The following is a 24,582-nucleotide window of genomic DNA, read 5'->3' as shown; positions in this document are numbered from 1 at the left end:
TCAAACCTTCAAGTCGAGGTTGAGTGTTGAGCCCCACCGTATCGAGCCGCCGCCCCGCTTCGGTGCAACCTCCGACGGCGCGGCGTGTCGGGGCCGAGTCTACGCCCTGCCGCCCACGCCGGCGCAGCAGGACTCGCGGGCGCGGGCCCTCGGCGTCAGGCGCCGAGCGCGTCGCGGGTCAGCAGCTCGCGCACCGACTGGATGTGGCTCGCGAGGTCGCGCGCGGCCTCGGCCGCCTGCGCCTGGCTGCTCGTCTCGCGCCGCCCGCGCATGGGCTTGAGCGCCGACTCGATGAGCGCCGCCTCGCGCTGGGCCGACTGGCGCATGCCGCGCAGGTGCCGGGGCTCGATGCCGAAGCGCTCGAGCTCGACGAGGGCCTTGAGCGCCTGCACCGCGGCGTCGCCGAACGGCTCGGTGCCCGGCAGCAGCTGGGCGGAGATGGCGTCGGCGACGAGCTGCTTCGTCGCGCCCGCCTCCGACTGCAGCTCGGCGCGCGACAGCCGGCGCTCGGCGCCGAGGATCGACGGCGCCTCGACGCGCACGTTGGCGCCGGGGATCTGCGGCGAGCGGCCGTGGTCGATGTCGTCGAGGTGCCCGAGGATGACCTTGAGCGGCAGGTAGTGGTCGCGCTGCAGCGTGAGGATGTAGCGCAGCCGCTCGAGGTCGGCCGCGTCGAACTTGCGGTAGCCCGAGGGCGTGCGCTGGGGCGTGATGAGCCCCTGGTCCTCGAGGAAGCGGAGCTTCGAGGGCGAGAGGTCGGGGAACTCGGGGCCGAGCTTGGCCAGCACCTGGCCGATCGAGAGGAGGGAGGCGGGCTTCCGCGCGGCCTGTGCGCTCACTGCCGTGGTTCGAGGTCGAGGCGTGAGCGGTAGAACGTGAGGCGGAACTTGCCGACCTGCACCTCGGCGCCGTCGCGCAGCACGACGTGGTCGACCCGCTCGCCGTCGTGGTACGTGCCGTTGAGCGACCCGAGGTCGCGCAGCTCGAACGTCGTGCCCGAGCGCGTGAACTCGGCGTGACGGCGCGACACGGTCACGTCGTCGAGGAAGATGTCGGCGTCGGGGTGACGACCGGCGATCGTGGAGTCCTGGTCGAGCAGGAAGCGGGCGCCCACGTTGGGGCCGCGGCGCACGACGAGGATGGCCGAGCCCGACGGCAGCGAGGCGACCGCCTCGCGGTCCTCGGCGGTCGTGCCCGACAGCATGGCGGCGAGCTGGGCGCGGTAGTCCTCACCCCACGACTGCGTGCTCTCGCCGTCGTTGCCCCGGCGGGCGTCGTCGTGCTCGGTCATGCGCTTCCTCCGTGCGGATGGTGCCGGCGGCCCCGGCGAGTGTCGTTCAGCATAGCGATACGAGGCTGTGCCCGGCGTCGTCGCCGGGCGGGCCCGAGAGGCAACCCTAGCGAACGCGCGAGGGCCGCGGGCGCCTCACGCGAAGCCCGCGAGCGCGCGCAGCAGCGCGGCCGTCGCAGCGGCCGCGGCGACCGCGACGATGAAGGGCGCCCGCACCGCGAACAGCCCCGCCGCGACGGCCACAGCGGGGATGCGCGCGTCGAGCGCGATGCCGTCCGCGCCGCCGAGCGTCTGCACGGCGACCAGGCCGGCGAGCAGCGACACGGTGAGCAGCTCGAGCGTGCGCCGCGGCCGCGGGCTGTCGAACAGCCGCGGCGGCACCGCGTAGCCGAGCAGCTTGATCCCGAGCACGGCGATCGCGGCGAGCAGCACCAGGTGCCAGACCGTCATGCGTGGTCCCCCTGACGGTGGTCGGGGCCGCCCGGGTCGGGCAGGGCCGACTCGTGGCGCGGCCCGAGCCAGTTCGTGAGGCCGACGACGACGCCCACGAGCGCGGCGACGATGACCGGCATGCCCGCCGGCAGCACGGGCAGCAGCGACGCGGCGACGACCGCGCTCGCCGCGGCGACCGCGACCGCCTGCCGCGCGCGCAGCCGCGGCCACAGCAGCCCGACGAACGCGGCCGCCGCCGCGGCGTCGAGCCCCCATTGCCGCGGGTCGCCCAGCAGGTCGCCGAGCAGCGCGCCCGCGAGCGTCGCGACGTTCCAGCCGACGTAGATGCCGATGCCCGTCACCCAGAAGCCCGCGCGCTGCGCCCGCGGCTCGTCCTGCGCGAGCGCGACCGCGGTCGACTCGTCGATCGTCACGTGCGCGGCGAGCGGCAGGAGCGCCGGCGCCGGCGCCACCACGCGCCGCATGCTCATTCCGTACAGGGCGTTCCGCAGCCCCAGCATCGCCGCGCTCGCGACGCCGGCGATGCCGCCGCCCGACGCGATCACGCCGATGAAGGCGAACTGCGAGCCGCCCGAGAACATGAGCAGGCTGAGCGCCATCGTCTGCCAGAGGTCGAGTCCGGAGGCGATCGAGAGCGCGCCGAACGAGAGCCCGTAGGCGCTCGTCGCCACGACGACGCCGACGCCCTCCCGCGTGGCGCGGCGCACCGCATCCGTCGTCGCCGTCCTGTGCACCGATCCAGCCTAGGCTCGCGGCTAGCCTGGTCGGCATGCACCTGATCGTCGGCGAGGACGGCCTCGCGAGGCCGTCGTGGGCGGCGACCGACCCGCTGCTGCGCGACTACTACGACCGCGAGTGGGGCATGCCGGTGCGCGACGAGACGGGGCTGTTCGAGCGGCTCTCGCTCGAGGCCTTCCAGTCGGGGCTCTCGTGGGCGACGATCCTGCGCAAGCGTCCCGCGTTCCGCACCGCCTTCGCGGGCTTCGAGCCGGATGCGGTGGCGGCCTTCGGCGACGAGGACGTCGCGCGGCTGCTCGGCGACTCGGGCATCGTGCGCAACCGCCGCAAGATCGAGGCCACGATCGGCAACGCACGGGCGACGGTGGCGCTGCGCGAGGAGGGCGGGCTGCCCGCGCTCGTGTGGTCGTTCCAGCCCGGCGAGACGCCCGCGCCGCAGACGCTCGCCGACGTGCCGACGCAGTCGGACGAGTCGCGCGCGCTCTCGCGGGCGCTCAAGGCGCGCGGCTTCGCCCACGTCGGCCCGACGACGATGCACGCGCTCATGGAGGCGGTCGGCATCGTCGACACCCACCTCGTGGGCTCCCACCGCCGCGGATCGAGCGGCGTGTGGGCCGCGGACGGGAGGCTCGCATGCGCCGGATCCTGATCGTGCAGTCGCGGCCCGAGGACGAGGTCGCGGCCGCCGAGCTCGAGGCGATGGTGCGCTTCGGCCGCCTCGACGAGTCGCGGGTGCAGCGGGTGCGGCTCGACCGGGAGCAGCCCGCGATCGACCTCGCCGACGTCGACGCGGTGCTCGTCGGCGGCGGGCCCGCGAACTTCAGCGACGACCACCGGCGGCCGCCCGAGCACGCGGCGACGGTGACGTGGCTGCGCGACCTCGCCGAGCGGGTGATCCGCGACGACCTCCCCTACCTCGGCGCGTGCCTCGGCCTCGGCGCGCTCGTGCACGCGCTCGGCGGCCGCATGGTGCGGGGCATCGCCGAGTCGGTGGCGCCGGTCGAGCTGAGCCTCGTGGGCGAGGACTGGCTGACCGACGGCCTGCCGCGCGCCTTCACCGCGTTCGGCGGCCACAAGGAGGGCATCGCCGAGGCGCCCGAGGGCGCGACGACGCTCGCCGTGTCGGCCGCGTGCGTGCACATGGTGCGCGTCGGGCAGCACGTCGTGGGCACGCAGTTCCACCCGGAGCTCGACGCCGACGGGCTCGAGCAGCGCATCCGCGTCTACCGCGACCACGGCTACTTCTCCCCCGCCGAGGTCGACGACCTCGTCGCCGCGGGCCGCGCCGCGCACGTCGAGCACCCGCAGGCGATCCTCGCCCGCTTCGCCGAGCGCTACGGGCTGCAGCGATGACGGCCGCGCCGCAACGGGCGGTCGTCGCGTTCGACGCCTTCAAGGGCAGCCTGACCGCGCTCGAGGCGTGCGAGGCCGCCGCGCGCGGCATCCGCTCGGTCGTGCCGGGCGCCGAGGTGGTGCTCGTGCCGATGGCCGACGGCGGCGAGGGGAGCCTCGACGCGCTGCTCGCGCGCGGCGGCGACGAGGTCGTCACCGAGACGGTCGACGCGATCGGCCGGCCCGCGCGCGCGCGCTGGGCGCTCGACGGCCGCAGCGCCGTGATCGAGCTCGCGCAGGCGGCCGGCCTGCCGCAGGTCGAGGACGCCCCGCTGCAGCCGCTCGCCGCCTCCACGGCGGGCCTCGGCCGCGTCGTGCTCGACGCGCTCGACCGGGGCGCCGCGGAGCTCACCCTGCTCCTCGGCGGCTCGGCGACGAGTGACGGCGGGGCCGGCCTCCTCACCGCGCTCGGCGCCCGGCTGACGGATGCGTCGGGCCGGCCCGTGCAGCCGGGCGGCGGCGGGCTCGCGGCGCTCGAGCACCTCGACGTCTCGGGCGTCGACCCGCGGGCGCTCGCCGCCCGCTGGCGCTTCGTCACCGACGTCGACGCGCCCCTCACCGGACCTCGCGGCGCCGCCGCCGTCTTCGGGCCGCAGAAGGGCGCAGGCCCCGACGACGTGCGCGCGCTCGACGCCGCGCTCGAGCGCTTCGCGCGCATCGGCGCCGAGGCGCTCGGCGTCGACGCCGCATCCGTCATCGACGTGCCCGGCTCCGGCGCGGCCGGCGGGGTCGCGAGCGTGCTGCGCGCGCTCACCGGCGGCGACGTCGTCGCGGGCGGCGCGTGGTTCGCCGAGCTCGCCGGGCTCGACGCCGCGGTGCCCGGCGCCGACCTCGTGCTGACGGGCGAGGGCCGCTTCGACGGCCAGTCGGCCGGCGGCAAGGTCGTCTCCGTCGTGCACGCGGCCGCCGAGCGGCACGGCGTGCCGCTGTGCGTGCTCGCGGGCTCCGTCGACGCGGACGCTGCCGCCGCGATGGGCGTGCCGGCGCTCTCGATCGCCGCCGGCCCCGCGACGCTCGACGCGCTGCAGCGCGACGCGGGCGACCTGCTCGCGGCGGCCGCGGCATCCGTCGCACGGCTCGCGCTCGGCGCCGCGCGCCTGGGCGTCACCGACGCGCGCTGACCGCCTCCTCGGCGCCCGCCGGCTCGGGGCGACCGCGGCGCTCTCGCTCGAGCCGCGCGGCGAGGAGCTCCCACAGCCCGAGCGCGACGCCGACGGCGACGAGCACGCCGCCGAGGGTGTCGGAGAGCCAGTGCGCGCCGAGGTAGGTGCGGCTCAGCATCATGCCGATCGTCCAGGCGGCGCCAGCGGCCCACACCCACCAGCGCCGCAGCAGCAGCCCGAGCGCCGTCGCGACGAGCGCCGCGTTCGCCGCGTGCCCGGAGGGGAAGGACCCGTGGTCGACCGCGAGGAGCCCGGTGAGGATCGACGCCACGAGGAAGTAGCCCGCGGCCCACGGCCGGCGGCGCAGCAGGAGCAGCCCCGCGACGACGCCGGGCACGATGAGCGTGGCGACGACGCCGCCCCCGAGGGTGTCGAAGGCCAGCGATGCGGTGGTGAGCAGCGGCGAGCGCTGGGTCACCAGGCGCTCCATCCACTCGGCCTCGAAGCCGAAGGGCTTGCTGCTCTCGCGGTAGCGCAGCACCGCCGAGAGCGCGACGGCCAGCGCCAGCGCCGTCAGCGCCGCCCAGGCGCGGCGACGACGCGCCGATGCGACGAGCGCGTTCGTGAGCTGCTGCGGCACGGTGCTCCTCCGGGGTCTGCGACCACGGTAGCGGCGGACGCCCGACAGGCTCCCCGCCTGCCGGCGCGGCTACGCTGCAGGTGCCTCGCCCAGAGCCCCCGCGGCCTCCAGCAGCTCGAGCGCGCGCACCCGCTCGTCGGTCGCGCCGTGCACGGCCATGATCAGCTCGTCTGCGTCGGCCTCGACGGCGAAGCGCCGGAGCGTCGCGACCGCCTCGTCGCCGGTGCCGAGCGCCGTGTGCCGCACCATCGAGGCGATGTGCGCCGCCTGCGGGCTCGCGGCGAGCGCGTCGAGCTCGTCGTCGCCGACCTGCTGCGCGACGGGGCTGTCGCGCAGCAGCAGGCTGCGCACGCGGGAGCGCACGACCGTGCGCTGCATCTGCATCGCCTCGTCGCGCGTGGGGGCGACGACGGCGTTGATGCCGGCGATGACGAACGGCTCGGCGAGCTGCCTCGACGGCTCGAACCGCTCGCGGTAGACGGCGACCGCCTGCTGCAGCGCGTCGGGCGCGAAGTGCGAGGCGAAGGCGTACGGCAGGCCGAGGGCCGCCGCGAGCTGCGCGCCGAAGAGCGACGAGCCGAGGATCGTGAGCGGCACGTCGGTGCCGTGGCCGGGCACCGCGCGGATGCCGGGCACCGTCGGCTCGCCGCGCAGGTAGCCCTGCAGCTCGACGACGTCCTCGGGGAAGCGCTCGGAGGCGCGGATGTCGCGGCGCAGCGCCGCCCAGGTGCGCTGGTCGGTGCCGGGCGCGCGCCCCAGCCCCAGGTCGATGCGCCCGGGGTGCAGCTCGGCGAGGGTGCCGAACTGCTCGGCGATCACGAGCGGCGAGTGGTTCGGCAGCATGACGCCGCCCGCGCCCAGCCGGATCGTGCGCGTGTGCGCGGCGACGTGCGCGATGAGCACGCTCGTCGCGCTCGAGGCGATCGTCGCCATGTTGTGGTGCTCGGCGTACCAGACGCGGCGGTAGCCGAGCCGCTCGGCGGCCTGCGCGAGGCGGACGGAGCCCGCGAGGCTCTCGCCGGCGGTCTCACCGGGGTGGATGGGGGCGAGGTCCAGCACAGACAGGCGCATCCGACCAGCTTAGGCCGGGCGGGTGCGCCTGCGCGGGGGGCTTCGCTGTCAGCGGATCAGATCGCCTCGAGCACGATGGCCGAGCCCTGGCCGCCGCCGCCGCAGATGCCGCTCGCGCCGATCGAGCCCGAGCCGAGCTGCTGCAGCCGGCGCGCGAGGTGCCCGACGATGCGGGTGCCGGAGGCGCCGATCGGGTGGCCGAGCGCGATCGCGCCGCCGTGGGCGTTGACGATCTCGGGGTCGACGCCGAGCTGGCGCGTCGAGGCGACGCCGACGGCCGCGAAGGCCTCGTTGATCTCGACCGCCTGCAGGTCGGCGGTCGACCTGCCGGCCCGCTCGAGCGCCTGCTCGATGGCGTCGGCCGGCTGCGAGTGCAGCGAGACGTCGGCGCCCGCGACGAAGCCGGTCGCGAGGATCCGCGCGAGGCCGGTGATGCCGTGGGCGGATGCGTAGGCGTCGGAGACGAGGACGACCGCGGCCGCGCCGTCGGTGATCTGCGACGCGTTGCCGGCCGTGATCGAGCCGTCGGGCGTGAACGCCGGGCGGAGGGCCGCGAGCGACTCGACGGTGGTCTCGGCGCGCACGCCGTCGTCGACGGCGACCGTCACCGTCCTGCGGCCCGCCTTCGCCTCGAACGGCACGATCTCGTCGTCGAGGGTGCCATCGGCCTGGGCCCGGACGAGGCGCGCGTGGGACGCGGCGGCCAGCTCGTCCTGCTGCTCGCGGGTGATCTCGAACGACGCGTTGTAGCCGTCGGTCGACTCGCCCATCGCGACCCGGTCGAACGCATCCGTGAGCCCGTCGAACTGCATGGTGTCGATGAGGCTGGCGTTGCCGAACTTCGCGCCGGCGCGGATCGGCGCGGCGTGCGGGGCGAGCGACATCGACTCCTGGCCGACGGCGACCACGACGTCGGCCTCGCCGAGCTGGATCATGCGGTGGCCGGCGACGATCGCCTCCGTGCCCGAGAGGCAGACGGCGTTGACGCCGAGCGCGGGCACGGTCATGGGGATGCCGGCGCCGACGGCGGTCTGGCGCGGGGGGTTCTGCCCGACGGCGGCCTGCAGCACCTGGCCGACGACGACCGCGTCGACCTCGGCCGGCTCGACGCCGGCCTTCGCGAGCGCGTGCTTCGCCGCGTGCGCGCCCAGCTCGGTCGAGGGCGTCTGGGCCAGCTGCCCGAGGAACTTGGCGAACGGCGTGCGGGCGTAGCCGGCGATGATCGTCTCGGGCATGGGGCTGCTCCTTCGCAGGTCGGGATGGCTCCCAGGCTACTCCGGCATCGGCACGGCGCTTGCGACCTGCATCGAGATGCATCAATATAGACAGCGATCGATGCACAGCGCGTCGACGGCAGCCCGCCTGGAGGATCCGCATGGTGCTCGCCCCGCCCGCCGCCGAGGCATGCGACCGCGTCGATGCGGCCTCCGCGATCGACGCGCCCACCGCGCAGGCGATGGCGCCCGCGCTCAAGGCGCTCGCCGATCCGCTGCGCCTGCGCATGCTGTCGATGCTCGCCGCCTCCCCCACGGGCGAGGCGTGCGCGTGCGACCTCGCCGAGCTCGCCGATGTCTCGCAGCCCACGGTCTCGCACCACCTGAAGGTGCTCCGCGACGCGGGCGTCGTCGCCTCCGAGCGGCGCGGCACGTGGGTGCACTACCGCGTCGAGCCCGGCATGCGCCCGGTCGTCGCGGCGCTCGTCGACGGCCTGCGGGCCGCGCGCGTCGACGCCGATCCCTCCTGGAGCCGCGGCCAGGGCGACCGCGAGCTGGTCGACGTCGACGCGAAGCTCTCGCACGTCGCCCGGCGCATCGCCGACGCCACCGCCGACCTCTCCGGCGACGCTGTGCTGCGCATCGTGCGCGAGTCGTACGCGAGCCTCGCGCGCTCCTCCCGCATCTCGTCCCACCTGCTCGTGCTCACCGAGCGCTTCGCCCGGCAGCGCATCGCCGACGTGCTGCGCGACCGCACGGCGGGCGTGCCGCACGTGCTGTTCGTGTGCGTGCAGAACGCGGGCCGGTCGCAGCTCGCGGCGGCGCTCGTCGAGCAGCGCTCCGGCGGCGCCGTGGTCGCCCGCTCGGCCGGCTCGATGCCCGCCGCCGAGGTGCACCCCGAGGTGCGATCGCTCATCGACGAGCTCGGCGTCGACGGCGACCCGTTCCCGAAGCCCCTCACCGACGACGCCGTGCGCGCCGCCGACGTCGTCGTGACGATGGGCTGCGGCGACGTCTGCCCGATCATCCCAGGGGTGCGCTACGAGGACTGGCAGGTCGGCGACCCCGCCCTCGCCTCTCCTGACGGCGTGCGCGCGATCCGGGACGACATCGCGCGCCGCGTGGACCGCCTCCTCGCCGAGCTCTCCCCCGCCAGCTGACCGCATCCGACACCGACCCCACCTGGAGCGACCATGACCGAGACCCACGACTCCCCCAGCGCCCTGTTCGTCTGCGTGCACAACGCGGGCCGCTCGCAGATGGCCGCGGGCTTCCTGCGCGAGCTCTCCGGGGGCGCCGTCGAGGTGCGCTCGGCCGGCTCGATGCCCGCCGAGCAGATCAACCCCGTCGCCGTCGAGGCGATGCAGGAGGTCGGCATCGACATCACGGCCGAGCGGCCGAAGGTGCTGACGACCGAGGCGGTGCGCGACTCCGATGTCGTCATCACGATGGGCTGCGGCGACGCGTGCCCCGTCTTCCCCGGCAAGCGCTACGAGGACTGGGAGCTCGCCGACCCGGCCGGCCAGGGCATCGATGCCGTGCGCCCGATCCGCGACGACATCGAGCAGCGCATCCGCGGGCTGCTCGACTCGCTCGGCATCCAGCCCGTGCGCTGACGGCGGGTGTAGAACGGGTGGACCGAGGAGAGGAGACGCCATGAGCGATCACCAGCACCACGACGATCCCACCGTCGACCCGGAGGACCGCGACGTGCAGCCGCTCGACGAGCCGGACCAGCACGACCCCGAGACCGAGGAGGACACCGCCTCCGGCGGCGCCCCGCAGCCGCCCGCCTGAGGCGGGCACGACGACGGGGCCGAGCGCGATGCTCGGCCCCGTCGTCGTGCGTCAGCGGTCGGCGGACCGGCCGTCCGCGCCCTCGTCGAGGCTCGGCGCCGGCGTGCCGGACGCAGCGCCGGCGATGTTCACCATCCAGCCCACGCCCCAGCGGTCGACGAGCATGCCGAAGGTGTCGCCCCACGGCGCCTCGACGAGCGGCTCGACGATCCTCGCGCCCTCGCTCAGCCCCTCCCAGTGGCGGGTGAGCGTGCCGGCGTCGTCGCCCGAGAGCGAGACCTGCTGGCCGCCCGTGGGCTGCTGCATCGAGGCGGGGGTGTCGCTCGCCATCAGCGTGTGGCCGTCGGCCGTCGTGAGCTGCGCGTGCATGACGAGGTCGGCGTCGCCCGCGTCGTCGGCCATGCCGGACTCGCCGAAGGTGCTGATGACGAGGTCGCCGCCGAAGACGCCGTGGTAGAAGTTCATCGCCTCGCGCGCCTCGCGCCCGAAGGCGAGGTAGGGGTTGAGCAGGGTTGCCATGCTGGCTCCTCACTGCGGCCGCACGGCCGCGATGCCGCCAGCATGGCGCAGGGCGAGCCGCGCGCGCCAGGCCTCAGTCGTCGGCGCTGCCCTGCGCGAGCCGCCACGCCTCGGCGATCGCCGCGTCGATGCCGCGCGGCGAGAGCGCGTCGCCGATCGCCGAGACCGGCACGCCGAGCTCGGCCTCGAGCAGCTCGGCGTCGAGCCCGTCGAGGCGCACGGCCTCGCGCGGCGTGAGCGCGACGATCGCCGTCGGCTCGGCCAGGGGTGCCTCGTGGCCGGTGAGCGCGTCGACCGCGACCCATCCGCCCTCGCCGCGGCGCGCCCGCGCGCCGGCGATCCGCCGGAACCGGCCCGCCGCGAGCGTGCGCAGCACGAGCTGCCGCTCGTAGCCGGTGCCGACGTGCGGCAGCAGCCGCTCGAACGGCGTCACGAGCTCGACCGAGGCGCCTCCGGCGACGAGCGCGAGCAGCACGCCGGAGGCGTGGGCGGTGCCGTCGTCGTCGACCACGAGGACGCGCTCCCCGAGCGCAGCGGGGTCGTCCATCGCCCGCCACGCGTCGACGGTCGCGGGCCGCGCGCCCTCGAACGCCTCGTCGATCGCAGTGCCGCCGCCGGCCGGCGGCACTGCGCCCACCGCGAGCGCCACCCGGTCGGGCGCGGTCGCGCGGAGCGCGGCGAGGGTGGCGGGCTCCCCCAGCCGCACCTCGACGCCCGCGGCGCACACGTCGCGCTCGAGGTCGGCCGCGAGCAGCGAGACAGAGTCGCGGCCCGGCACGCGCGCGGCGCGCAGCAGCTGCCCGCCGAGGCGCGCCTCGCGCTCGAGCAGCGTGACCGCGTGGCCGAGGCGCGCGAGGTCGAGCGCGGCCCGCATGCCCGCGGGGCCCCCGCCGACGACCGTCCAGCGGGCGGGGCGCGCCGCGCGCTCCGGCGCCGGCTCGAGCTCGCGCCCGGCCTCGGGGTTGACGGTGCAGCTCACCGGCAGCCCCTGGCTGCCCCGGCCGAGGCAGCCCTGGTTGAGCCGGATGCAGTGGCGGATGCCGTCGGTCGCGCCGGAGAGGAGCCGCGCGGCGAGGTCGGGGTCGGCGAGCTGGCCGCGGGTGAGCGCCACCATGTCGGCGACGCCGCTCGCGAGCACCTCCTCCGCCTCCTCGACGCTGCGCGCGGCGCCGACGCCGAAGACCGGCACGTCAGGGTTCGCCGCCTTGAGCGCCGCGACGTCGTCGCGCAGCCAGTCGACCGGCATCGCCGACGACGGGAACACCCAGTGCACGTCGTGGTAGCCGCCGGCCGCCGTGTCGAGGAAGTCGATGCGCGCCTCGGAGCGCAGCGCCGCGACCGCCTCGCGCAGGTCGGCCGCGTCGAGCCCCTCGGGGTTGTGCTCGTGGAGCACGATGCGGATGCCGACGGTGTAGTCGTCGCCCACGCGCGCCCGCACGGCGCGCAGCACCTCGCGCGGGAACCGCGTGCGGCCCTCCAGGTCGCCGCCGTACGCATCCGTCCGCCGGTTGTACAGCGGGCTGAGGAACTGGTGCAGCAGGTAGCCGTGCGCCATGTGCAGCTCGACGCCGTCGAACCCGCCCAGGCGGCTGCGCTCGGCCGCATCGGCCCACGCCTCGACGAAGCCTGCGATGTCGCGCGCGCTCGCCTCGCGGGTGGCGACGCCCGTCGAGGGCGAGAGGATGCGGCTGGGCGCGTACACCGGTCGCGGGCCGTCGGGCCCCTCGGGCGCCGCCTGCGCCCCGTGGTGGTTGAGCTGCACGAGCATCCGCGCGCCCGCCTCGTGCACCGCGTCGGTCATGCGGCGGTTGGCGTCGACGGCCTCGGGCCGCCAGGCGTCCTCGAAGCCGCGCGTCGACGCCGAGGGGTGCACGAGGTGGTTGCCGGCGACGAACAGGCCGCAGCCGCCGCGGGCGCGGCGCACGAAGTAGGCCGTCTCGCGATCCGACTCGACGCGGTCGGAGTACTGCTTCGAGTGCGCGGCCTGCATGATGCGGTTGGGCACGTCGAAGGCGCCGATGCGGAGGGGCTGGGCGATGAGGCTCACCTGCCGATCCTCGCACCCGCCGGACATCCGCGCTTCGCCCGCCGGTCACCCTGCGGCACGCTGGAGCGCGTAGCATGAACGTGCACTTCCTGCATGATTGCGAGGTCCACCGTGGACGAGCAGCCGGCGCCGGGGCCAAGGGGCCTCGATGCCGCCGAGGCGCGCCGTCGCGCGGCGGTGCTCGCCGAGCGGCACCGACTGCGCCGCAGGCGCCGCTGGACCGTCGGCCTCGCGGCTCTCGGCGCATCCGCCCTCATCGTCTCCGGCTCGGTCGTCGCCTGGGGATCGCAGGCGCGCGCCGGCATCCTCGCCGGGCAGATCACGTCGTGGCACGAGCAGCACGAGCAGGCCGCGTGCGAGCTCGAGGTGCGCATCGTCGCCGCGGTCGCCCTCGAGCGCCGTGCCGAGGACGTGCTGACGGCCGCCGAGCACGTCGGCGGCGCCGAGGGCGTGCTCGGCGAGCGCGAGCGCAGCGCGTTCGGCGAGGAGCGCACGGCGCTGCTGCGCGCGATCGTCGACGAAGGCTTCACGACCGCCGACGACCGCGCGCTCGCCGACCGCTGGCAGCAGCGGGCTGACGCCGCCGGCGACCCCGCGGCCTTCGACCTGCTCGGCGCCTGCGTCGAGGCGGCCGCGGCCGAGCGACCGCCGATCGCGGCGGTGACGGCCGAGAACGTCGACGACCTCGACCGCGAGCTGCGCTCGCTCGGCGACCCGCGCGACTTCGACGACGCGCGCATCGACCGGCTCGAGGCCGCGATCGCCCGGCTGGGCGCCGCCGCGGCGTCGGCGGCCGAGAGCCGCACCGACATCGACGCGCTGCGCTCGGCGCTCGCCCTCGCGCCGACGGGCGCGAAGACGGCCCTGGGCGACGCCGACCGGCACATCGCGTCGGTGCTCGCCGTCGTCCGCGGCGGGCACACGCCGGCCGACGTGCTCGACCTCGTCGAGGGGCTCGCGCTGCACGTCGCGGCGGCATGGATGGCGGAGGCCTTCCAGCTCGAGGCCACCGGCGACCCCGAGGGCGCGGCACTGCTCGCCACCGCGTCGCAGGAGGCGCGCGACGCGATCGACCGGGCCGCACCGCGGCCGATCACCGACCCCGGCACGACGCGGCCGCAGCCGGCGCCCGTGCCGGTCGAGCCGCGGCCCGTGCCCGTGCAGCCCGCCCCGGAGCCCGCGCCGGCTCCCGCTCCGGCTCCGGCACCGGCACCGAGCCAGCCTGCCCCCGTGGAGCCCGCCCCCGTCGAGCCGCCGGTCGAGCCCGCTCTGCCCGACCCGGTGCCGCCGCCGCTGCCCGACCCCGAGCCGGCTCCCACCCCGCAGCCGCCCGCACCGGCGCCGGAGCCCACCACGCCCGCCGAGCCGAACCCGGAGGGCTGACGGCGCGCCGCATCCGCCGCGGCCCGCATCACCTCCCCTTTCGGGCATCATGGTGGCCATGACGACGAGCAATGACGCTCGCCTCCGACTCGACTCGCTCGCGGTGCACGCCGGCCGCGACGAGCTCCGATCGCTGGGCGTGCACGCAGCACCGATCGACCTCTCCTCCACGAACCCGCTCGCGGGCGTCGACTCCGGCGGCGACGCCTACGAGCGGCTCGCGACCGGCGGCGACGTGGGCGACGGCTCCGCCGTCTACCAGCGGCTCTGGAACCCGACGGTCGCGCGCTTCGAGCAGGCGCTCGCCGCGCTCGAGGGCGCGGAGGCCGCGGTCGCGTTCGCGTCGGGGATGGCCACGACGACGGCGGTGCTGACCGCCGCGCGCCAGCGGCGCGGGGCGCACGTGGTGGCGCTGCGGCCGCTCTACGGCGGCACCGACCACCTGCTCGCGACCGGCCTGCTCGGCACCGAGACGACGTGCGTCGACTCGGTCGAGGCGGTCGAGCGCGCGGTGCGGCCCGACACGGGCCTCGTCATCGCCGAGACGCCCGCCAACCCCACGCTCGAGCTCGTCGACCTCGACGCGCTCGTCGCCGCCGCGGGCGAGGCGCCCGTGCTCGTCGACAACACCTTCGCGACGCCGGTGCTGCAGCGGCCGCTCGACCACGGCGCGGCGCTCTCGATGCACTCGGCGACGAAGTACATCGGCGGCCACGGCGACGTGCTCGGCGGCGTCGTCGCCTGCGACGAGGCGTGGGCGCGGGCGCTCCGCCCGGTGCGCGCCATCACCGGCGCCATCGCGCATCCGCTCAGCGCCTACCTCATGCACCGCGGCCTGCAGACGCTCCCGCTGCGCGTGCGCGCGCAGCAGGCGGGCGCGGTGCGCGTCGCCGAGGCGCTGCTCGACCTGCCGGGCGTGCGCGCGGTGCGCTTCCCGGGGCTCGACGGATGCGACCCGCTGGGTCTCGTGGGACCGAGCCGGCAGATGGCGGGGCCCGGGTCGATGCTCGCCGTCGATGTGGGCTCCTTCGCCGCGGCCGCCGCCGTGGCCGAGGGTGTGCGCCTGTTCACGCACGCGGTCTCGCTCGGCTCGGTCGACTCGCTCATCCAGCACCCGGCCTCGCTCACGCACCGGCCGGTCGCGCCGGAGGCGAAGCCCGACGCCGGGGTGCTGCGCCTGTCGATCGGCCTGGAGGACCCGGACGACCTCATCGCCGACCTCGCGCAGGCGCTCGAGGCGACCGCGGTCACGGTGCGGACGGCAGCCGCAGCGATGCGGTGATGCCGCCGGCGCCGTTGCGCCGGAGCGCGGCGGACCCGCCGTTCCTGCGGGCGAGCTCGGCCACGATCGAGAGCCCGAGGCCGGTGCCGGGGATGTTGTCGCGCTCGGCGCCGGGGGCGCGGTAGAAGCGGTCGAAGGCGTGGCCGAGCTCCTCGTCGCTCATGCCAGGGCCCGTGTCGGCGACCTCGACGACGACCTCCCCCGCCGCCGCGTCGCGGTCGGCCGACAGCCGGATGCTGCCGCCCTCCGGCGTGAACTTGATCGCGTTCGCGAGCAGGTTCGAGACCGCGCGCTCGACGTCGCTGCGGGAGGCGAGCACCGCGTGCGCGCCCGCGTCGACCTCGACGGCCAGCCCCTTGCGCTCGCTGACGAGTCGCTGGCCCCCTGCGACCTCCTCGAGCACCGCCGCGCAGTCGACCCGCTCGGGCGTCTGGGGACGCGGCGGCGCGGTCGCGCCGCCGCTCAGCGTCAGCAGGTCCTCGACGAGCTCGGACAGCCGCTGGGCGTTGCGCTCGATGACGGCCAGCCAGCTGCGCTCGGTCTCGGCCACCGCATCCGACTCCGCCACGAGCTCGGCGAAGCCGACGATGCTGGTGATGGGGGTGCGCAGCTCGTGGCTCGTCGTGGCGAGGAAGTCGTCGCGCTGGCGCTCGAGCTCGGCGCGGATCGTGCGCGCGGCGGCCGCCTCGACGTCGGCGTCGGCGCGGGCCTGCTGCGCCTGCAGGATCGACGTCACGTCGAGCAGCTGCACGGCGAAGAGCTCCTCGTCGCCGTGGATGCGGTTGGCTGCGACGGTGATGGTGCGTCCCTCGGCGTCGACGACCGTGGCCTGCTCGCCCGTGACCAGCGCCCGGGCCGCGGCGGCGCGGATGGGCCCGTCCCAGCGATCGTCGTCGAGCTCGGGCTCGGGCAGCTCGCGGGCCACGCGGTTCGCCCAGGTGAGGCGCGCGAGCGAGGCGTCGCGGAGCACGATCGCGAGGCCGACGCGCGCGTCGATGACGCTGCCGGTGAGCAGCCGCGTCGAGGCCTCGAGCTGCCGACCGGTCGCGCGCAGCTCGTACTGCGCCGCCGTGAGCACGACGGCGAGGCCCGTGAACGTCACGAGGAAGACCTCGAGCAGCGCGGCGCCGGTGAGGGCGTCGGTGGTCGGCGCGCCGAGCACGCCGCCGCCGGCGAGCGTGAGCGCGAGCATCGCGAGCGCCGCGAGCAGCGTCTCGATCAGGACGACGCGGATCGGGAAGCGGAAGGCCGCCCAGGCCAGCAGCGGGTAGGGCGCGAAGGTCAGGGGCAGCGCCGTGTCGGGGTGGAAGACGACCCCGATGACGACCGCGAGCGCGAGCGCCTGCACCGCCATCTCGGCGCGCGTCGCCCGCACCGGCAGGCGCCGGGGCAGCAGCGCGAAGGGAGCGATCATCCCGACGGCTGCGGCGTGCGAGGCGGCGATGAAGCCCGCGACGGGCCAGGGGGCGGCGCCGCTCAGCAGCGCGATCGCTGCCGCGCCGAGGATGCCTGCGACGATGCCGCCGGCCGCCGCCGCGGCGGCGAAGCGCACGCCCGCCACGATCGTCGACAGCCGGAAGTCGCGGCGACCCCAGCCGAGCAGCGCCGAGACGACCGCCACCTCGGCCGCGTTGGCGATGCCGAACCCGATCGACAGCGCCGGCGGGCGGCCCGCGACGAGGTTGGCCGTCATCGTCACCGCGAGCACGAGCAGCACGGCAGCGGGCAGGCGCGACGCCGGCTGCAGGAGGGCGAAGAGCACCGAGAGGCCGGCCGCGGGCCACCACACCGCGACCGTCGTGCCCTGCGGCGCGAAGAGCACGCCCGCGAGCGCCGCGGCGAAGACGACCGCGGCGGCGATCGGCCACGTCCACCACGGCGGCACCCGCCGCGGTGCGCGCTCGGGCTCCGCGGAGGGCGGCACGTCCACGACGGCGCTGCTCACAGGGAGACCGTACTCCGGCGGCCCCCGTAGGGTGGAGGGATGACTGCCTCCTCCCTCCGCGTGTTCGGCGCCGACTGGTGCCGCGACTGCCGACGCACCAAGCAGCAGCTCGACGGCCTCGGCGTCGACTACGACTACGTCGACCTCGAGCGCGACGAGACCGCCGCCGCCGAGGCGCAGCGCATCTCCGGTCGCATGAACATCCCCGTCGTCGTCTTCCCCGACGGCTCGCACCAGGTCGAGCCGTCGAACGACGAGGTCGAGGCGAAGCTGCGCGAGCTGTCGCTCGTCTGAAGCCGCGGCGCCGGCCGCGTCAGCGGTCGGCGGGCTCCAGCACGACCACCGGCGTGCGCCGGGCGCGCAGGCGCGCGTACTCGGCCATCGAGGGACCCTCGCTGTACGCGTCGAAGCCCGACCAGAGGCGCTCGCGCTCCACGCCGTGCGCCTCCCGCGCGCGCACGCGCCGCGTGCCGCCCGGCAGGTCGACGGATGCGTCGGGGTGCGCCTGCAGGTTCAGCCACCAGGCGGGGTGGGCCTCCGCCCAGCCGTTCGTCGCCATCGTGACGAGGTCCGGCCCGTCCTCGTAGTACGCGACGATCGCCACGCGGGGCTCGCCCGTGCGGCGTCCGACGGTGTGGAGCCGCAGCATGCCGTACTTCCCCGGCCGCGGCCGCGAGAGGCCGAGGCGCCCGCCGGAGATCCGGTAGAGGGCGCGGTGCACGACCCACGCCGTGCGGATGAACCAGCGGGGCGGCACGGCGGGCAGCGGCCCGGCGGGCGGCGGCGCGGGCGGCAGCGGCGCTGCGGGATCGCTCATGGCTGCGAGCGTAGGCGCGGCGCGGCGCCGGGCACAGGGGGCCATCCCCCGGCCCCGGCGTAGGGTTGGGCCACGCACGATGGAGGATCCGCCATGCAGCCACGCCCCGGCCGAGCGCGGCTCGCCCGCGCGATGGCCGCCACCGCGGCGGCAGCGCTGCTCGCGGGCTGCGGCCCCGCCGCGACCGAGCCCTCGCCGGCCGCGACCGCGACGAGGCCGCCTGCCGGGCCGACCGCATCCGGCCCCGCTCCGAGCGCGGCGAGCGTCGACCCGGGCACGCTCGACCAGCCGGCGGTGCACGCGACGGGGCTGCGCGCGCCCTGGTCGATCGCCTTCGTCGATGCGACGACCGCGCTCGTGAGCGAGCGCGACTCGGCGACCGTCGTCGAGGTGTCGGCCGACGGCAGCCTCGAGCCGCTCGCGCAGGTCGCCGGGACGATGGCGGGCGGCGAGGGCGGGCTGCTCGGGCTCGCCGTGCACGACGGCTACCTCTACGCGTGCACGACGACCGCCGACGACAACCGGGTGCTGCGCGCGCCGCTCTCGGGCGAGCCGGGCGCCCTGCGGCTCGGGCAGCCCGAGGTCGTGCTCGAGGGGCTGCCGCGCGCGGCGAACCACAACGGCGGCCGCATCGCCTTCGGCCCCGACGGGATGCTCTACGTGACCGCGGGCGACGCCTCGCGGCCCGACGCCGCGCAGGACCCGTCGAGCCTCGCCGGCAAGATCCTGCGCGTGGAGCCCGACGGCGCGATCCCCGCCGACAACCCGTTCCCCGGCTCCCCCGTCTACAGCCTCGGCCACCGCAACCCGCAGGGCCTCGCCTGGGACGACGAGGGCGCGATGTACGCCACCGAGTTCGGGCAGAGCACGTGGGACGAGCTCAACCGCATCGAGGCGGGCGCGAACTACGGCTGGCCGGTCGTGGAGGGCGCCGCGGGCGACGCGCGCTTCGTCGATCCGCTGCAGCAGTGGCACCCGAGCGAGGCGAGCCCGAGCGGCATGGCGTACGCCGACGGGTCGCTGTGGATCGCCAACCTGCGCGGCCAGTCGCTGCGGCAGGTCGACCTCGCCGATCCGAGCCGGTCGACCGTGCACTGGCTCGCGGAGCACGGGCGGATGCGCGACGTCGTGCTCGCACCGGACGGCGCGCTCTGGGCGCTCACGGGCAACACCGACGGGCGGGGCGCGCCCGCGGAGGGCGACGACCGCATCCTGGTCTTCGTGCCGTAGCGCTCGTCCTGGGCGGGCCCGGACACGACCGATGGGGCCCTGCTGCAGGGCCCCATCGGAGTCGGGGTCGAGCGGGAGCGTCAGCTCACGTACCCGTCCATGCAGTAGATGACGTGGCTCAGGTCCTTGTCGGAGCTGTGCCAGTAGGTGCCCGGCGCCGGCCACTCGATGATGTCGTTGGCGCCGGCACCGGAGCCGGCCTTCAGCACCAGCAGCGTGTACTGCTGGCCGGCGGGGGGCTCGGGAAGGGTGAAGCTGCCGACGCCGTCGTCGAACTCCATCTTCTCGCAGTCGCCGTAGCCGAGGTTCTCCCAGTACGACTCGTGGTTCATCTCGGCGTGCGGAGGCGGCGCGGCCTGCGCGGGGGCGGCGAGGCCGACGACGGCGAGACCGGCGACCCCGAGGGCCGCGAGTGTCTTCTTCATGGTGTGACTCCTCTTGAGGTGTGATCGTGAGCGACAGACGCGCACCGCACCTCGGGAGGAGCCCGCGCGGTCGACCCCTTCGTCGGCACCGCTCGGGCGTTATCGTAACAGCGTTATGGGATTTGTACCCTCAGGGTTTCATGCGGTTCCGGCACAGTTCGCGGCGCGGACACGCAGAACGGCCCCGGAGCCGCGTGCGGTCCGGAGCCGTTCGATGGTCGGGCTGACAGGATTTGAACCTGCGACCCCTTGACCCCCAGTCAAGTGCGCTACCAAGCTGCGCCACAGCCCGTCGATCTCGCGATCGAGCTGCCCGAAGGCAACTGCAACAGACTAGCGCATCCGCGGGGCGGCAGGTGCGCCGCCGGATGGTCTCGAGACGCGTGCCGCCTGCGGCGGCGCGCTCCTCGACCAGCGGAGGGGCGAGGCGAGCACCCGCTCCGAGCGCGTCGCCGCGTCAGCGGCCGGAGCGCCGCCGCACGAAGTCCGCGAGGTCGGCCGACTGCGCCTGCCGCGACGGCTCGTGCACGTACATCATGTGCCCGGCCTCGTAGTAGCGGTGCTCGAGGTTCTCGCGCAGCGCCTCCGGGATGCGCAGGTGCGCGACCGAGTCCTCGGCAGCCGAGAACGGCGTCGCGCCGTCGAACCAGCCGTACGCGAAGTGCACCGCGAGGTGCGGGTTCTGCCGCATCGCGCGCGAGAGCCGGTCGAGCACGTACACGGGCGCGTTCTCGAACTCCTTGTAGCTCCAGCCCTCGTTCACGCCCTTGCCGAACACGTGGAAGGGGCCGGAGTCGCGCACGCCCAGGTCGTGGTGGAGGTAGTGCTGGTAGGCGGCCGAGTACGGCCCGAGGATCGCGTCCATCGACGGATCCGCGTCCATGTGCTCGGCGATCCCGCTCGCCGCCGGACCCGTGAAGCGGGAGTCGAGCCGGCCGACCGTCAGCCCTCGGTCGCGCAGCAGCTCGCCGAAGTAGCGCCAGTGCTCGATGCGCAGGTCGGCGCCGTCGACGTACGACTCCGACAGGCCGGTCAGGCGCGCGACCGCGGCCACCGCATCCGCCCGCTCCTCGGCCGTCAGGCGGGAGCCCTGGGAGAGCGCGTAGGCGTAGTCGCGCGCGGCGTAGGCGCGTGCCTCGTCGACGACCTCGGCGAGCTCGCGGCCCTCGTGGAAGCCGTGCCGCCAGGCGGTCGCGGCGTAGAACGGCAGGTACAGCGCGTGGGCGCGGTCGCCGCCCCGCTCGAAGTTGGCGGTCGAGAAGTCGAGCACGCTCGAGATGAGCATGAGCCCGTTCAGGTACATGCCGAGCTCCTCCTGCAGCAGCTGGGCGAGCCCGGCCGCGCGGGTGGTGCCGTACGACTCCCCCGCGAGGAACTTCGGGCTCAGCCAGCGGCCCTGCCCCGTCACCCACTGGCGGATGATCTCGGCGACCGACTCGATGTCGGCGGTGAAGCCGTGGAAGTCCTTGGCCTTCTCGCCCTCGACGGGCCGCGAGCGCCCGGTCGAGACGGGGTCGATGAAGACGAGGTCGCTCACGGCGAGCAGCGACTCGGGGTTGTCGACGACCGCGTACGGCGGCGGTGCGAGCTCGCCCGCATCCCCCATCACGACCCGCTTCGGCCCCAGCACGCCCATGTGCAGCCAGACGCTCGCCGAGCCCGGGCCGCCGTTGAACGCGAAGGTCACGGGCCGCTCGGTCGGGTCGGCGTCGTCGAGCGTGTACGCGGTGATCGCGACCTGCGCCCGCGGCTTCCTGCCGCGGAAGACCTCCGACTCGACCTTCTCCTCCCACAGCACCACGCGACCGGCGCGGGCCGTGTAGCGCAGCGTGCCGCCCGGCGTCTCGAGCTCGTGGTGCGTCACGACCATGTCGTCGGCGACGTGCACCTCGGGCGCATCGGTCTTCGCGGGCTGCGGGGTCTTCTCGGCGTCGTCGCTCACCCGCTCGACGATACGGCCTCGTGCAGCAGCCGGCCGCCGCCGACGACGGCGAGGCGCGGCGGCACTCGCACGAGCGCGTCCATGGCGTGCTCGGCGTCGAGCAGCACGATGTCGGCGCGCGCCCCCGGCACGAGGTCGTGCACCGCTCGGCCGACGAAGCCGCCCGCGCCGCGCGTCGCGAGCTCGACGACCCGAGCGAGGTCGTCGTCGCGCACGATCGACGAGGCCCGCGCGAACTGCCACGCGATGCCGAGGGTGTCGCCCGTGCCGTAGGGGCTCCAGAGGTCGCGGATGCCGTCGGTCCCGAAGGCGAGGCCGACACCGGCCGCGTCGAGCTCGGCCATGGGCAGCTGCGGCAGCCGCAGCGGCGCGACCGTCGTCATCGTGATGCCGAGCTCGCCCATCGCCTGCAGCAGGTCGTGGCGGCGCGCGTCGGGCAGCTGGGCGATCGCGAAGCCGTGCGCGATGTTCACGCGGCCGGCGACCCCGAGCCGCTGCGTGCGCTCGACGATCAGCTCGAGCTGGAAGGCGCCGAGCTCGGCCGCGTCGTGCAGGTGGATGTCGAGGCCGCACCCGTGGCGTGCCACGAGGTCGAAGATCGCGTCGAGCTGCCCCACGGGGTCGCGGTCGATGGAGGCCGGGTCGAGCCCGCCGATGTGCTCCGCGCCCTCCGCGGCCGCCCGATCGAGCAGCGCGAGCACGCCGGGGCGTCGCAGCACGCCGTCCTGCGGGAACGCCACGATCGTCGCCTCGACCGCACCCTCGTAGGCGCCCACGGCCTCCCGCACCGCCTCGATCCCGCTGAGGCCGATGCCCGTGTCGACGTCGACGTGCGTGCGGAGCGCGGTCGTGCCGTGCCGCACGTGCGCGTCGAGCACGGCGGCGGTGCGCTCGACGCTCGGGATGCCGAGCTCGTCGCGCCGCGCCCGCTCGTGCCGGATGCGGCCGTCGGTGCCGCCCTCGCCGCCGTACGGCTGCCACGGCAGGCCCATCCACGACTTGTCGACGTGCGCGTGCGCGTTGACGATCGACGGCAGCGCGAGCAGGCCGCGTCCGTCGAGCACCGCCGAGTCCGCGGGCGGCTCGCTCCCCGCCGGCCCGCTCCCGGCAGGCTCCAGGGCCGCGATCCGGTCGCCGTCGAGCACGACGTCCACGGCGGGCCCGCCCCACGGCCGCACGTTCCGGATGCGGTCGAGCCGCCGCACGCTCAGGCCTCCCGCGACGCTCGCTCGACCCGCTGCGTGAAGCGGGTCACGCGGCCGAGCAGCGCCGCGCCGCGCGAGGCCACCCGCTCCGGGCTCACGAGGTGCGGCGGGCCGGTGCGGATGATGTGCGAGCACGCGAGGTCCTCGCAGATGTACGTGCCGATCGAGCTGCCCGTGTCGCCATCGAGGCTCGCGAGCCGGGCGCTGAACATGCGCACCTGCGTCGCGGGCTGCGTCGAGTGGCACAGCGAGCACATGGCCGCGATGCCGGGGCGCATGCCGCCGGGGGCCGAGCGCACCACCACGCCGATCAGCTCGTCGTCGCGCCAGTGCACGAGGTAGCCGATGCGCGACGACCGCTGGTCGCGCCAGCCGAGGTACTCGCGCTCGGCCCAGATCGTCTCGTGCAGGCCTGGCATCGGCATCTGGTCGAGCTCGCGCTGCGTCGCGTTGACGAAGCAGCTCCGCAGCTCGGTCTCGGTCACCTCGCGCATGCCGACGACGCTATCGGATGCGCGCGGGACGCGTCGGATGCGCGGGAGGGGTTTGCCGCCGTCGGGCCTCCACCCAGGAGAGTCCCGACGGCGGCAAGTCTGTGTCAGGCCGGCTGCAGCTGCCGGGCCTTCGCCATCTGGTCGGCCATGTGCTCGATGACGCGGACGACCTGCGACGAGTAGCCGTACTCGTTGTCGTACCAGACGTAGAGCACGAGGTGCCGGCCGCTCGCGATCGTCGCGAGTCCGTCGACGATGCCGGCGCGGTTGTTGCCGACGAAGTCGGTGGAGACGACCTCGGGCGAGTCGGTGAAGTCGATCTGCGCCCGCAGCTCGCCGGTCAGCGACGTGCGCCGCAGCAGCTCGTTGACCTCGTCGCGGTCGACGTCGTGGCCGAGCGTGAGGTTGAGGATGGCCATCGACACGTCGGGCGTCGGCACCCGGATCGCGTTGCCGGTGAGCTTGCCCTCCAGCTGCGGGAGCGCCTTCGCGACGGCCTTCGCGGCGCCGGTCTCGGTGAGCACCATGTTGAGCGCGGCGGAGCGGCCGCGGCGGGCGCCCTTGTGGAAGTTGTCGATGAGGTTCTGATCGTTCGTGTACGAGTGCACCGTCTCGACGTGGCCGTGCTCGATGTCGAACGCCTCGTCGATCACCTGCAGCACCGGGGTGATCGCGTTCGTGGTGCAGGAGGCGGCGGTGACGATCGTGTCGTCGGCGGCGATCGTGTCGTGGTTCACGCCGAAGACGATGTTCTTCAGCGGGCTCTTGCCCGGTGCGGTCAGCACCACGCGCTCGACGCCGGGGCATGCGAGGTGCTGCGCGAGGCCCGCCTCGTCGCGCCAGCGGCCGGTGTTGTCGACGACGATCGCGCGCTGGATGCCGTGGGCGGTGTAGTCGACGCTGGTCGGGTCGTCGGAGTAGATGACCTGGATGAGCGTGCCGTTCGCGAGGATCGTGCCCGCCTCGTGGTCGATGTCGATCGTGCCCTGGAAGGCGCCGTGCACCGAGTCGCGGCGCAGCAGGCTCGCGCGCTTCTCGAGGTCGTCGTCGCCGCCGCGGCGCACGACGATCGCGCGCAGGCGCAGGCCCAGGCCGCTGCCGGCGTGGCCGATGAGGATGCGCGCGAGCAGGCGGCCGATGCGGCCGAAGCCGTAGAGCACGACGTCGGTGGGCTCGTCCTGCGACCACGAGGGCAGCGCGGCGACGTGCGCGCGCGCCCAGTCCTCGAAGCCCTCCTCGGGCGCCTCGCCGAGGATGACGCCCAGGTCGAGCGAGATGCCGCGGAGTCCCAGCTCGTCGACGATGCGCAGCACCTGCATCGAGTCGTCGATGCGCAGCACGCGCTCGCCCACGCGGCGCGCCCACTTGTGCGCCTTCAGGATCTCGATCGGCGACTGGTTGACGAGCTTCTTGCCGTGCACGTGCGTGACGACGTCGCGCTCCCGGTAGAGGCGGCCGATGATCGGCACGGCGAGCTCGGCCAGGGCGACGCGGTCGAGCCACGCCTGGTGGGCGCTGTCGACCGGGAGTGAGGCTGCGGTGGGCACGTCTTCACGATAGGCAAGCGGATGGGCCGGCACCGGCCGATCCAGGC

The 24,582-nt window shown here is 75.3% G+C and carries 26 protein-coding genes and 1 tRNA gene; 10 read left to right on the top strand and 17 right to left on the bottom strand.

From position 1 onward, the window contains the following. Positions 1–155 precede the first annotated feature (155 nt). The 4 genes from MU522_RS09670 to MU522_RS09655 all read right to left on the bottom strand — a co-directional run bounded on the left by MU522_RS09670 (position 156) and on the right by MU522_RS09655 (position 2,478). Complete coding sequence (locus MU522_RS09670) at positions 156–839, bottom strand: MerR family transcriptional regulator (protein WP_128188537.1); 684 nt, start codon at positions 837–839, stop codon at positions 156–158. Next, a complete protein-coding gene (locus MU522_RS09665) occupies positions 836–1,291 on the bottom strand; it encodes an FHA domain-containing protein (protein WP_128188538.1) in 456 nt (151 codons plus the stop codon). Before MU522_RS09665 ends, MU522_RS09670 begins: the two co-directional genes overlap by 4 nt. A gap of 135 nt (positions 1,292–1,426) precedes the next feature. After that, the gene (locus tag MU522_RS09660; protein ID WP_246990774.1) at positions 1,427–1,741 is read right to left on the bottom strand and encodes an AzlD domain-containing protein; all 315 of its coding nucleotides are present in this window, start codon (positions 1,739–1,741) and stop codon (positions 1,427–1,429) included. Next, positions 1,738–2,478: an AzlC family ABC transporter permease gene (locus MU522_RS09655; protein ID WP_246990773.1), complete on the bottom strand. Its 741-nt coding sequence runs from the start codon at positions 2,476–2,478 to the stop codon at positions 1,738–1,740. Before MU522_RS09655 ends, MU522_RS09660 begins: the two co-directional genes overlap by 4 nt. Before the next feature lie 35 nt (positions 2,479–2,513). Between MU522_RS09655 and MU522_RS09650 the strand changes: the two genes are divergently transcribed. Genes MU522_RS09650 through MU522_RS09640 form a run of 3 tightly spaced genes read left to right on the top strand, consistent with a single transcriptional unit; the run spans position 2,514 to position 4,995 of the window. After that, positions 2,514–3,131: a DNA-3-methyladenine glycosylase I gene (locus tag MU522_RS09650; RefSeq protein ID WP_246990772.1), complete on the top strand. Its 618-nt coding sequence runs from the start codon at positions 2,514–2,516 to the stop codon at positions 3,129–3,131. After that, the gene (locus MU522_RS09645) at positions 3,116–3,835 is read left to right on the top strand and encodes a gamma-glutamyl-gamma-aminobutyrate hydrolase family protein (protein WP_246990771.1); all 720 of its coding nucleotides are present in this window, start codon (positions 3,116–3,118) and stop codon (positions 3,833–3,835) included. Before MU522_RS09650 ends, MU522_RS09645 begins: the two co-directional genes overlap by 16 nt. Beyond that, entirely contained in the window at positions 3,832–4,995 is a 1,164-nt protein-coding gene (locus tag MU522_RS09640) for a glycerate kinase (RefSeq protein WP_246990770.1), read from the top strand. Before MU522_RS09645 ends, MU522_RS09640 begins: the two co-directional genes overlap by 4 nt. Here the strand turns inward: MU522_RS09640 and MU522_RS09635 are convergent. From MU522_RS09635 to MU522_RS09625, 3 genes are all read right to left on the bottom strand, one after another. After that, a complete protein-coding gene (locus tag MU522_RS09635) occupies positions 4,979–5,617 on the bottom strand; it encodes a phosphatase PAP2 family protein (protein WP_246990769.1) in 639 nt (212 codons plus the stop codon). The genes MU522_RS09640 and MU522_RS09635 overlap by 17 nt on opposite strands. A gap of 69 nt (positions 5,618–5,686) precedes the next feature. Further along, positions 5,687–6,688, bottom strand: coding sequence for an LLM class flavin-dependent oxidoreductase (locus tag MU522_RS09630; protein ID WP_246990768.1), 1,002 nt, complete (start codon positions 6,686–6,688; stop codon positions 5,687–5,689). Between the two features lie 56 nt (positions 6,689–6,744). Next, positions 6,745–7,923 carry an acetyl-CoA C-acyltransferase gene (locus tag MU522_RS09625; RefSeq protein WP_246990767.1) on the bottom strand — a complete coding sequence of 393 codons (1,179 nt, stop codon included), beginning with the start codon at positions 7,921–7,923 and terminating at the stop codon, positions 6,745–6,747. A gap of 221 nt (positions 7,924–8,144) precedes the next feature. On the opposite strand from MU522_RS09625, the gene MU522_RS09620 reads away from it, so the two are divergent. The 3 genes from MU522_RS09620 to MU522_RS09610 are packed head-to-tail and all read left to right on the top strand — an operon-like array spanning position 8,145 to position 9,699. Then, on the top strand, positions 8,145–9,062 hold the full coding sequence (locus tag MU522_RS09620) for a metalloregulator ArsR/SmtB family transcription factor (RefSeq protein ID WP_246993510.1): 918 nt from the start codon (positions 8,145–8,147) through the stop codon (positions 9,060–9,062). A gap of 33 nt (positions 9,063–9,095) precedes the next feature. Continuing rightward, positions 9,096–9,518, top strand: coding sequence for an arsenate reductase ArsC (locus MU522_RS09615; RefSeq protein WP_146357610.1), 423 nt, complete (start codon positions 9,096–9,098; stop codon positions 9,516–9,518). Positions 9,519–9,558: 40 nt separating this feature from the next. Continuing rightward, entirely contained in the window at positions 9,559–9,699 is a 141-nt protein-coding gene (locus tag MU522_RS09610; protein WP_246990766.1) for a hypothetical protein, read from the top strand. Positions 9,700–9,750: 51 nt separating this feature from the next. On the opposite strand, the gene MU522_RS09605 is transcribed toward MU522_RS09610, so the two are convergent. Next, complete coding sequence (locus MU522_RS09605) at positions 9,751–10,218, bottom strand: VOC family protein (protein WP_246990765.1); 468 nt, start codon at positions 10,216–10,218, stop codon at positions 9,751–9,753. Between the two features lie 73 nt (positions 10,219–10,291). Next, positions 10,292–12,265: an FAD-dependent oxidoreductase gene (locus tag MU522_RS09600; RefSeq protein ID WP_246990764.1), complete on the bottom strand. Its 1,974-nt coding sequence runs from the start codon at positions 12,263–12,265 to the stop codon at positions 10,292–10,294. A gap of 111 nt (positions 12,266–12,376) precedes the next feature. Between MU522_RS09600 and MU522_RS09595 the strand changes: the two genes are divergently transcribed. Together MU522_RS09595 and MU522_RS09590 are read left to right on the top strand one after the other, a co-directional pair. Further along, positions 12,377–13,648 carry a hypothetical protein gene (locus tag MU522_RS09595; protein WP_246990763.1) on the top strand — a complete coding sequence of 424 codons (1,272 nt, stop codon included), beginning with the start codon at positions 12,377–12,379 and terminating at the stop codon, positions 13,646–13,648. A gap of 58 nt (positions 13,649–13,706) precedes the next feature. Then, a complete protein-coding gene (locus tag MU522_RS09590) occupies positions 13,707–14,930 on the top strand; it encodes a PLP-dependent aspartate aminotransferase family protein (RefSeq protein ID WP_246990762.1) in 1,224 nt (407 codons plus the stop codon). On the opposite strand, the gene MU522_RS09585 is transcribed toward MU522_RS09590, so the two are convergent. Then, positions 14,896–16,875: an ATP-binding protein gene (locus MU522_RS09585; protein WP_246990761.1), complete on the bottom strand. Its 1,980-nt coding sequence runs from the start codon at positions 16,873–16,875 to the stop codon at positions 14,896–14,898. The genes MU522_RS09590 and MU522_RS09585 overlap by 35 nt on opposite strands. Positions 16,876–16,914: 39 nt before the next feature. On the opposite strand from MU522_RS09585, the gene MU522_RS09580 reads away from it, so the two are divergent. Next, positions 16,915–17,169: a glutaredoxin domain-containing protein gene (locus tag MU522_RS09580; protein WP_146357621.1), complete on the top strand. Its 255-nt coding sequence runs from the start codon at positions 16,915–16,917 to the stop codon at positions 17,167–17,169. A 19-nt stretch (positions 17,170–17,188) separates the two neighbouring features. Here the strand turns inward: MU522_RS09580 and MU522_RS09575 are convergent, their stop codons facing one another. Continuing rightward, on the bottom strand, positions 17,189–17,692 hold the full coding sequence (locus tag MU522_RS09575; protein ID WP_246990760.1) for a nitroreductase/quinone reductase family protein: 504 nt from the start codon (positions 17,690–17,692) through the stop codon (positions 17,189–17,191). A gap of 93 nt (positions 17,693–17,785) precedes the next feature. Between MU522_RS09575 and MU522_RS09570 the strand changes: the two genes are divergently transcribed. Then, positions 17,786–18,922 carry a PQQ-dependent sugar dehydrogenase gene (locus tag MU522_RS09570; RefSeq protein ID WP_246990759.1) on the top strand — a complete coding sequence of 379 codons (1,137 nt, stop codon included), beginning with the start codon at positions 17,786–17,788 and terminating at the stop codon, positions 18,920–18,922. Between the two features lie 80 nt (positions 18,923–19,002). On the opposite strand, the gene MU522_RS09565 is transcribed toward MU522_RS09570, so the two are convergent. The 6 genes from MU522_RS09565 to MU522_RS09540 form a co-directional block, all read right to left on the bottom strand. Beyond that, entirely contained in the window at positions 19,003–19,347 is a 345-nt protein-coding gene (locus tag MU522_RS09565; RefSeq protein ID WP_128189285.1) for a hypothetical protein, read from the bottom strand. 215 nt (positions 19,348–19,562) lie between these two features. Beyond that, a tRNA-Pro gene (locus MU522_RS09560) sits at positions 19,563–19,639 on the bottom strand. A 165-nt stretch (positions 19,640–19,804) separates the two neighbouring features. Beyond that, positions 19,805–21,289, bottom strand: a complete 1,485-nt coding sequence (locus tag MU522_RS09555) for a peptidase S10 (protein WP_246990758.1) — start codon at positions 21,287–21,289, stop codon at positions 19,805–19,807. Then, the gene (locus MU522_RS09550; protein WP_246990757.1) at positions 21,286–22,494 is read right to left on the bottom strand and encodes an amidohydrolase family protein; all 1,209 of its coding nucleotides are present in this window, start codon (positions 22,492–22,494) and stop codon (positions 21,286–21,288) included. The genes MU522_RS09555 and MU522_RS09550 overlap by 4 nt, the downstream gene beginning before the upstream one ends. Before the next feature lie 2 nt (positions 22,495–22,496). Further along, a complete protein-coding gene (locus MU522_RS09545; protein WP_128189287.1) occupies positions 22,497–22,988 on the bottom strand; it encodes an FBP domain-containing protein in 492 nt (163 codons plus the stop codon). A 104-nt stretch (positions 22,989–23,092) separates the two neighbouring features. Continuing rightward, positions 23,093–24,535 carry a glyceraldehyde-3-phosphate dehydrogenase gene (locus MU522_RS09540; protein ID WP_246990756.1) on the bottom strand — a complete coding sequence of 481 codons (1,443 nt, stop codon included), beginning with the start codon at positions 24,533–24,535 and terminating at the stop codon, positions 23,093–23,095. Between the last annotated feature and the right edge of the window lie 47 nt (positions 24,536–24,582).

The sequence above is a fragment of the Agrococcus sp. SCSIO52902 genome, from assembly GCF_022983135.1.
GTDB classification, from domain to species: Bacteria; Actinomycetota; Actinomycetes; order Actinomycetales; family Microbacteriaceae; genus Agrococcus; species Agrococcus sediminis.
The sequence above is the reverse complement of the archived record's forward strand: the minus strand, read 5'-3'. Positions and strand labels throughout refer to the sequence as shown.

Bases quoted from the DNA above. Each gene is read 5' to 3' on its own strand.
- MU522_RS09610 (WP_246990766.1), top strand. From the start codon at position 9,559: ATGAGCGATCACCAGCACCACGACGATCCCACCGTCGACCCGGAGGAC.
- MU522_RS09605 (WP_246990765.1), bottom strand. From the start codon at position 10,218: ATGGCAACCCTGCTCAACCCCTACCTCGCCTTCGGGCGCGAGGCGCGC.
- MU522_RS09615 (WP_146357610.1), top strand. From the start codon at position 9,096: ATGACCGAGACCCACGACTCCCCCAGCGCCCTGTTCGTCTGCGTGCAC.
- MU522_RS09545 (WP_128189287.1), bottom strand. From the start codon at position 22,988: ATGCGCGAGGTGACCGAGACCGAGCTGCGGAGCTGCTTCGTCAACGCG.
- MU522_RS09580 (WP_146357621.1), top strand. From the start codon at position 16,915: ATGACTGCCTCCTCCCTCCGCGTGTTCGGCGCCGACTGGTGCCGCGAC.
- MU522_RS09620 (WP_246993510.1), top strand. From the start codon at position 8,145: ATGGCGCCCGCGCTCAAGGCGCTCGCCGATCCGCTGCGCCTGCGCATG.
- MU522_RS09665 (WP_128188538.1), bottom strand. From the start codon at position 1,291: ATGACCGAGCACGACGACGCCCGCCGGGGCAACGACGGCGAGAGCACG.
- MU522_RS09575 (WP_246990760.1), bottom strand. From the start codon at position 17,692: ATGAGCGATCCCGCAGCGCCGCTGCCGCCCGCGCCGCCGCCCGCCGGG.
- MU522_RS09625 (WP_246990767.1), bottom strand. From the start codon at position 7,923: ATGCCCGAGACGATCATCGCCGGCTACGCCCGCACGCCGTTCGCCAAG.
- MU522_RS09570 (WP_246990759.1), top strand. From the start codon at position 17,786: ATGCAGCCACGCCCCGGCCGAGCGCGGCTCGCCCGCGCGATGGCCGCC.
- MU522_RS09630 (WP_246990768.1), bottom strand. From the start codon at position 6,688: ATGCGCCTGTCTGTGCTGGACCTCGCCCCCATCCACCCCGGTGAGACC.
- MU522_RS09640 (WP_246990770.1), top strand. From the start codon at position 3,832: ATGACGGCCGCGCCGCAACGGGCGGTCGTCGCGTTCGACGCCTTCAAG.
- MU522_RS09565 (WP_128189285.1), bottom strand. From the start codon at position 19,347: ATGAAGAAGACACTCGCGGCCCTCGGGGTCGCCGGTCTCGCCGTCGTC.
- MU522_RS09650 (WP_246990772.1), top strand. From the start codon at position 2,514: ATGCACCTGATCGTCGGCGAGGACGGCCTCGCGAGGCCGTCGTGGGCG.
- MU522_RS09660 (WP_246990774.1), bottom strand. From the start codon at position 1,741: ATGACGGTCTGGCACCTGGTGCTGCTCGCCGCGATCGCCGTGCTCGGG.
- MU522_RS09645 (WP_246990771.1), top strand. From the start codon at position 3,116: ATGCGCCGGATCCTGATCGTGCAGTCGCGGCCCGAGGACGAGGTCGCG.
- MU522_RS09590 (WP_246990762.1), top strand. From the start codon at position 13,707: ATGACGACGAGCAATGACGCTCGCCTCCGACTCGACTCGCTCGCGGTG.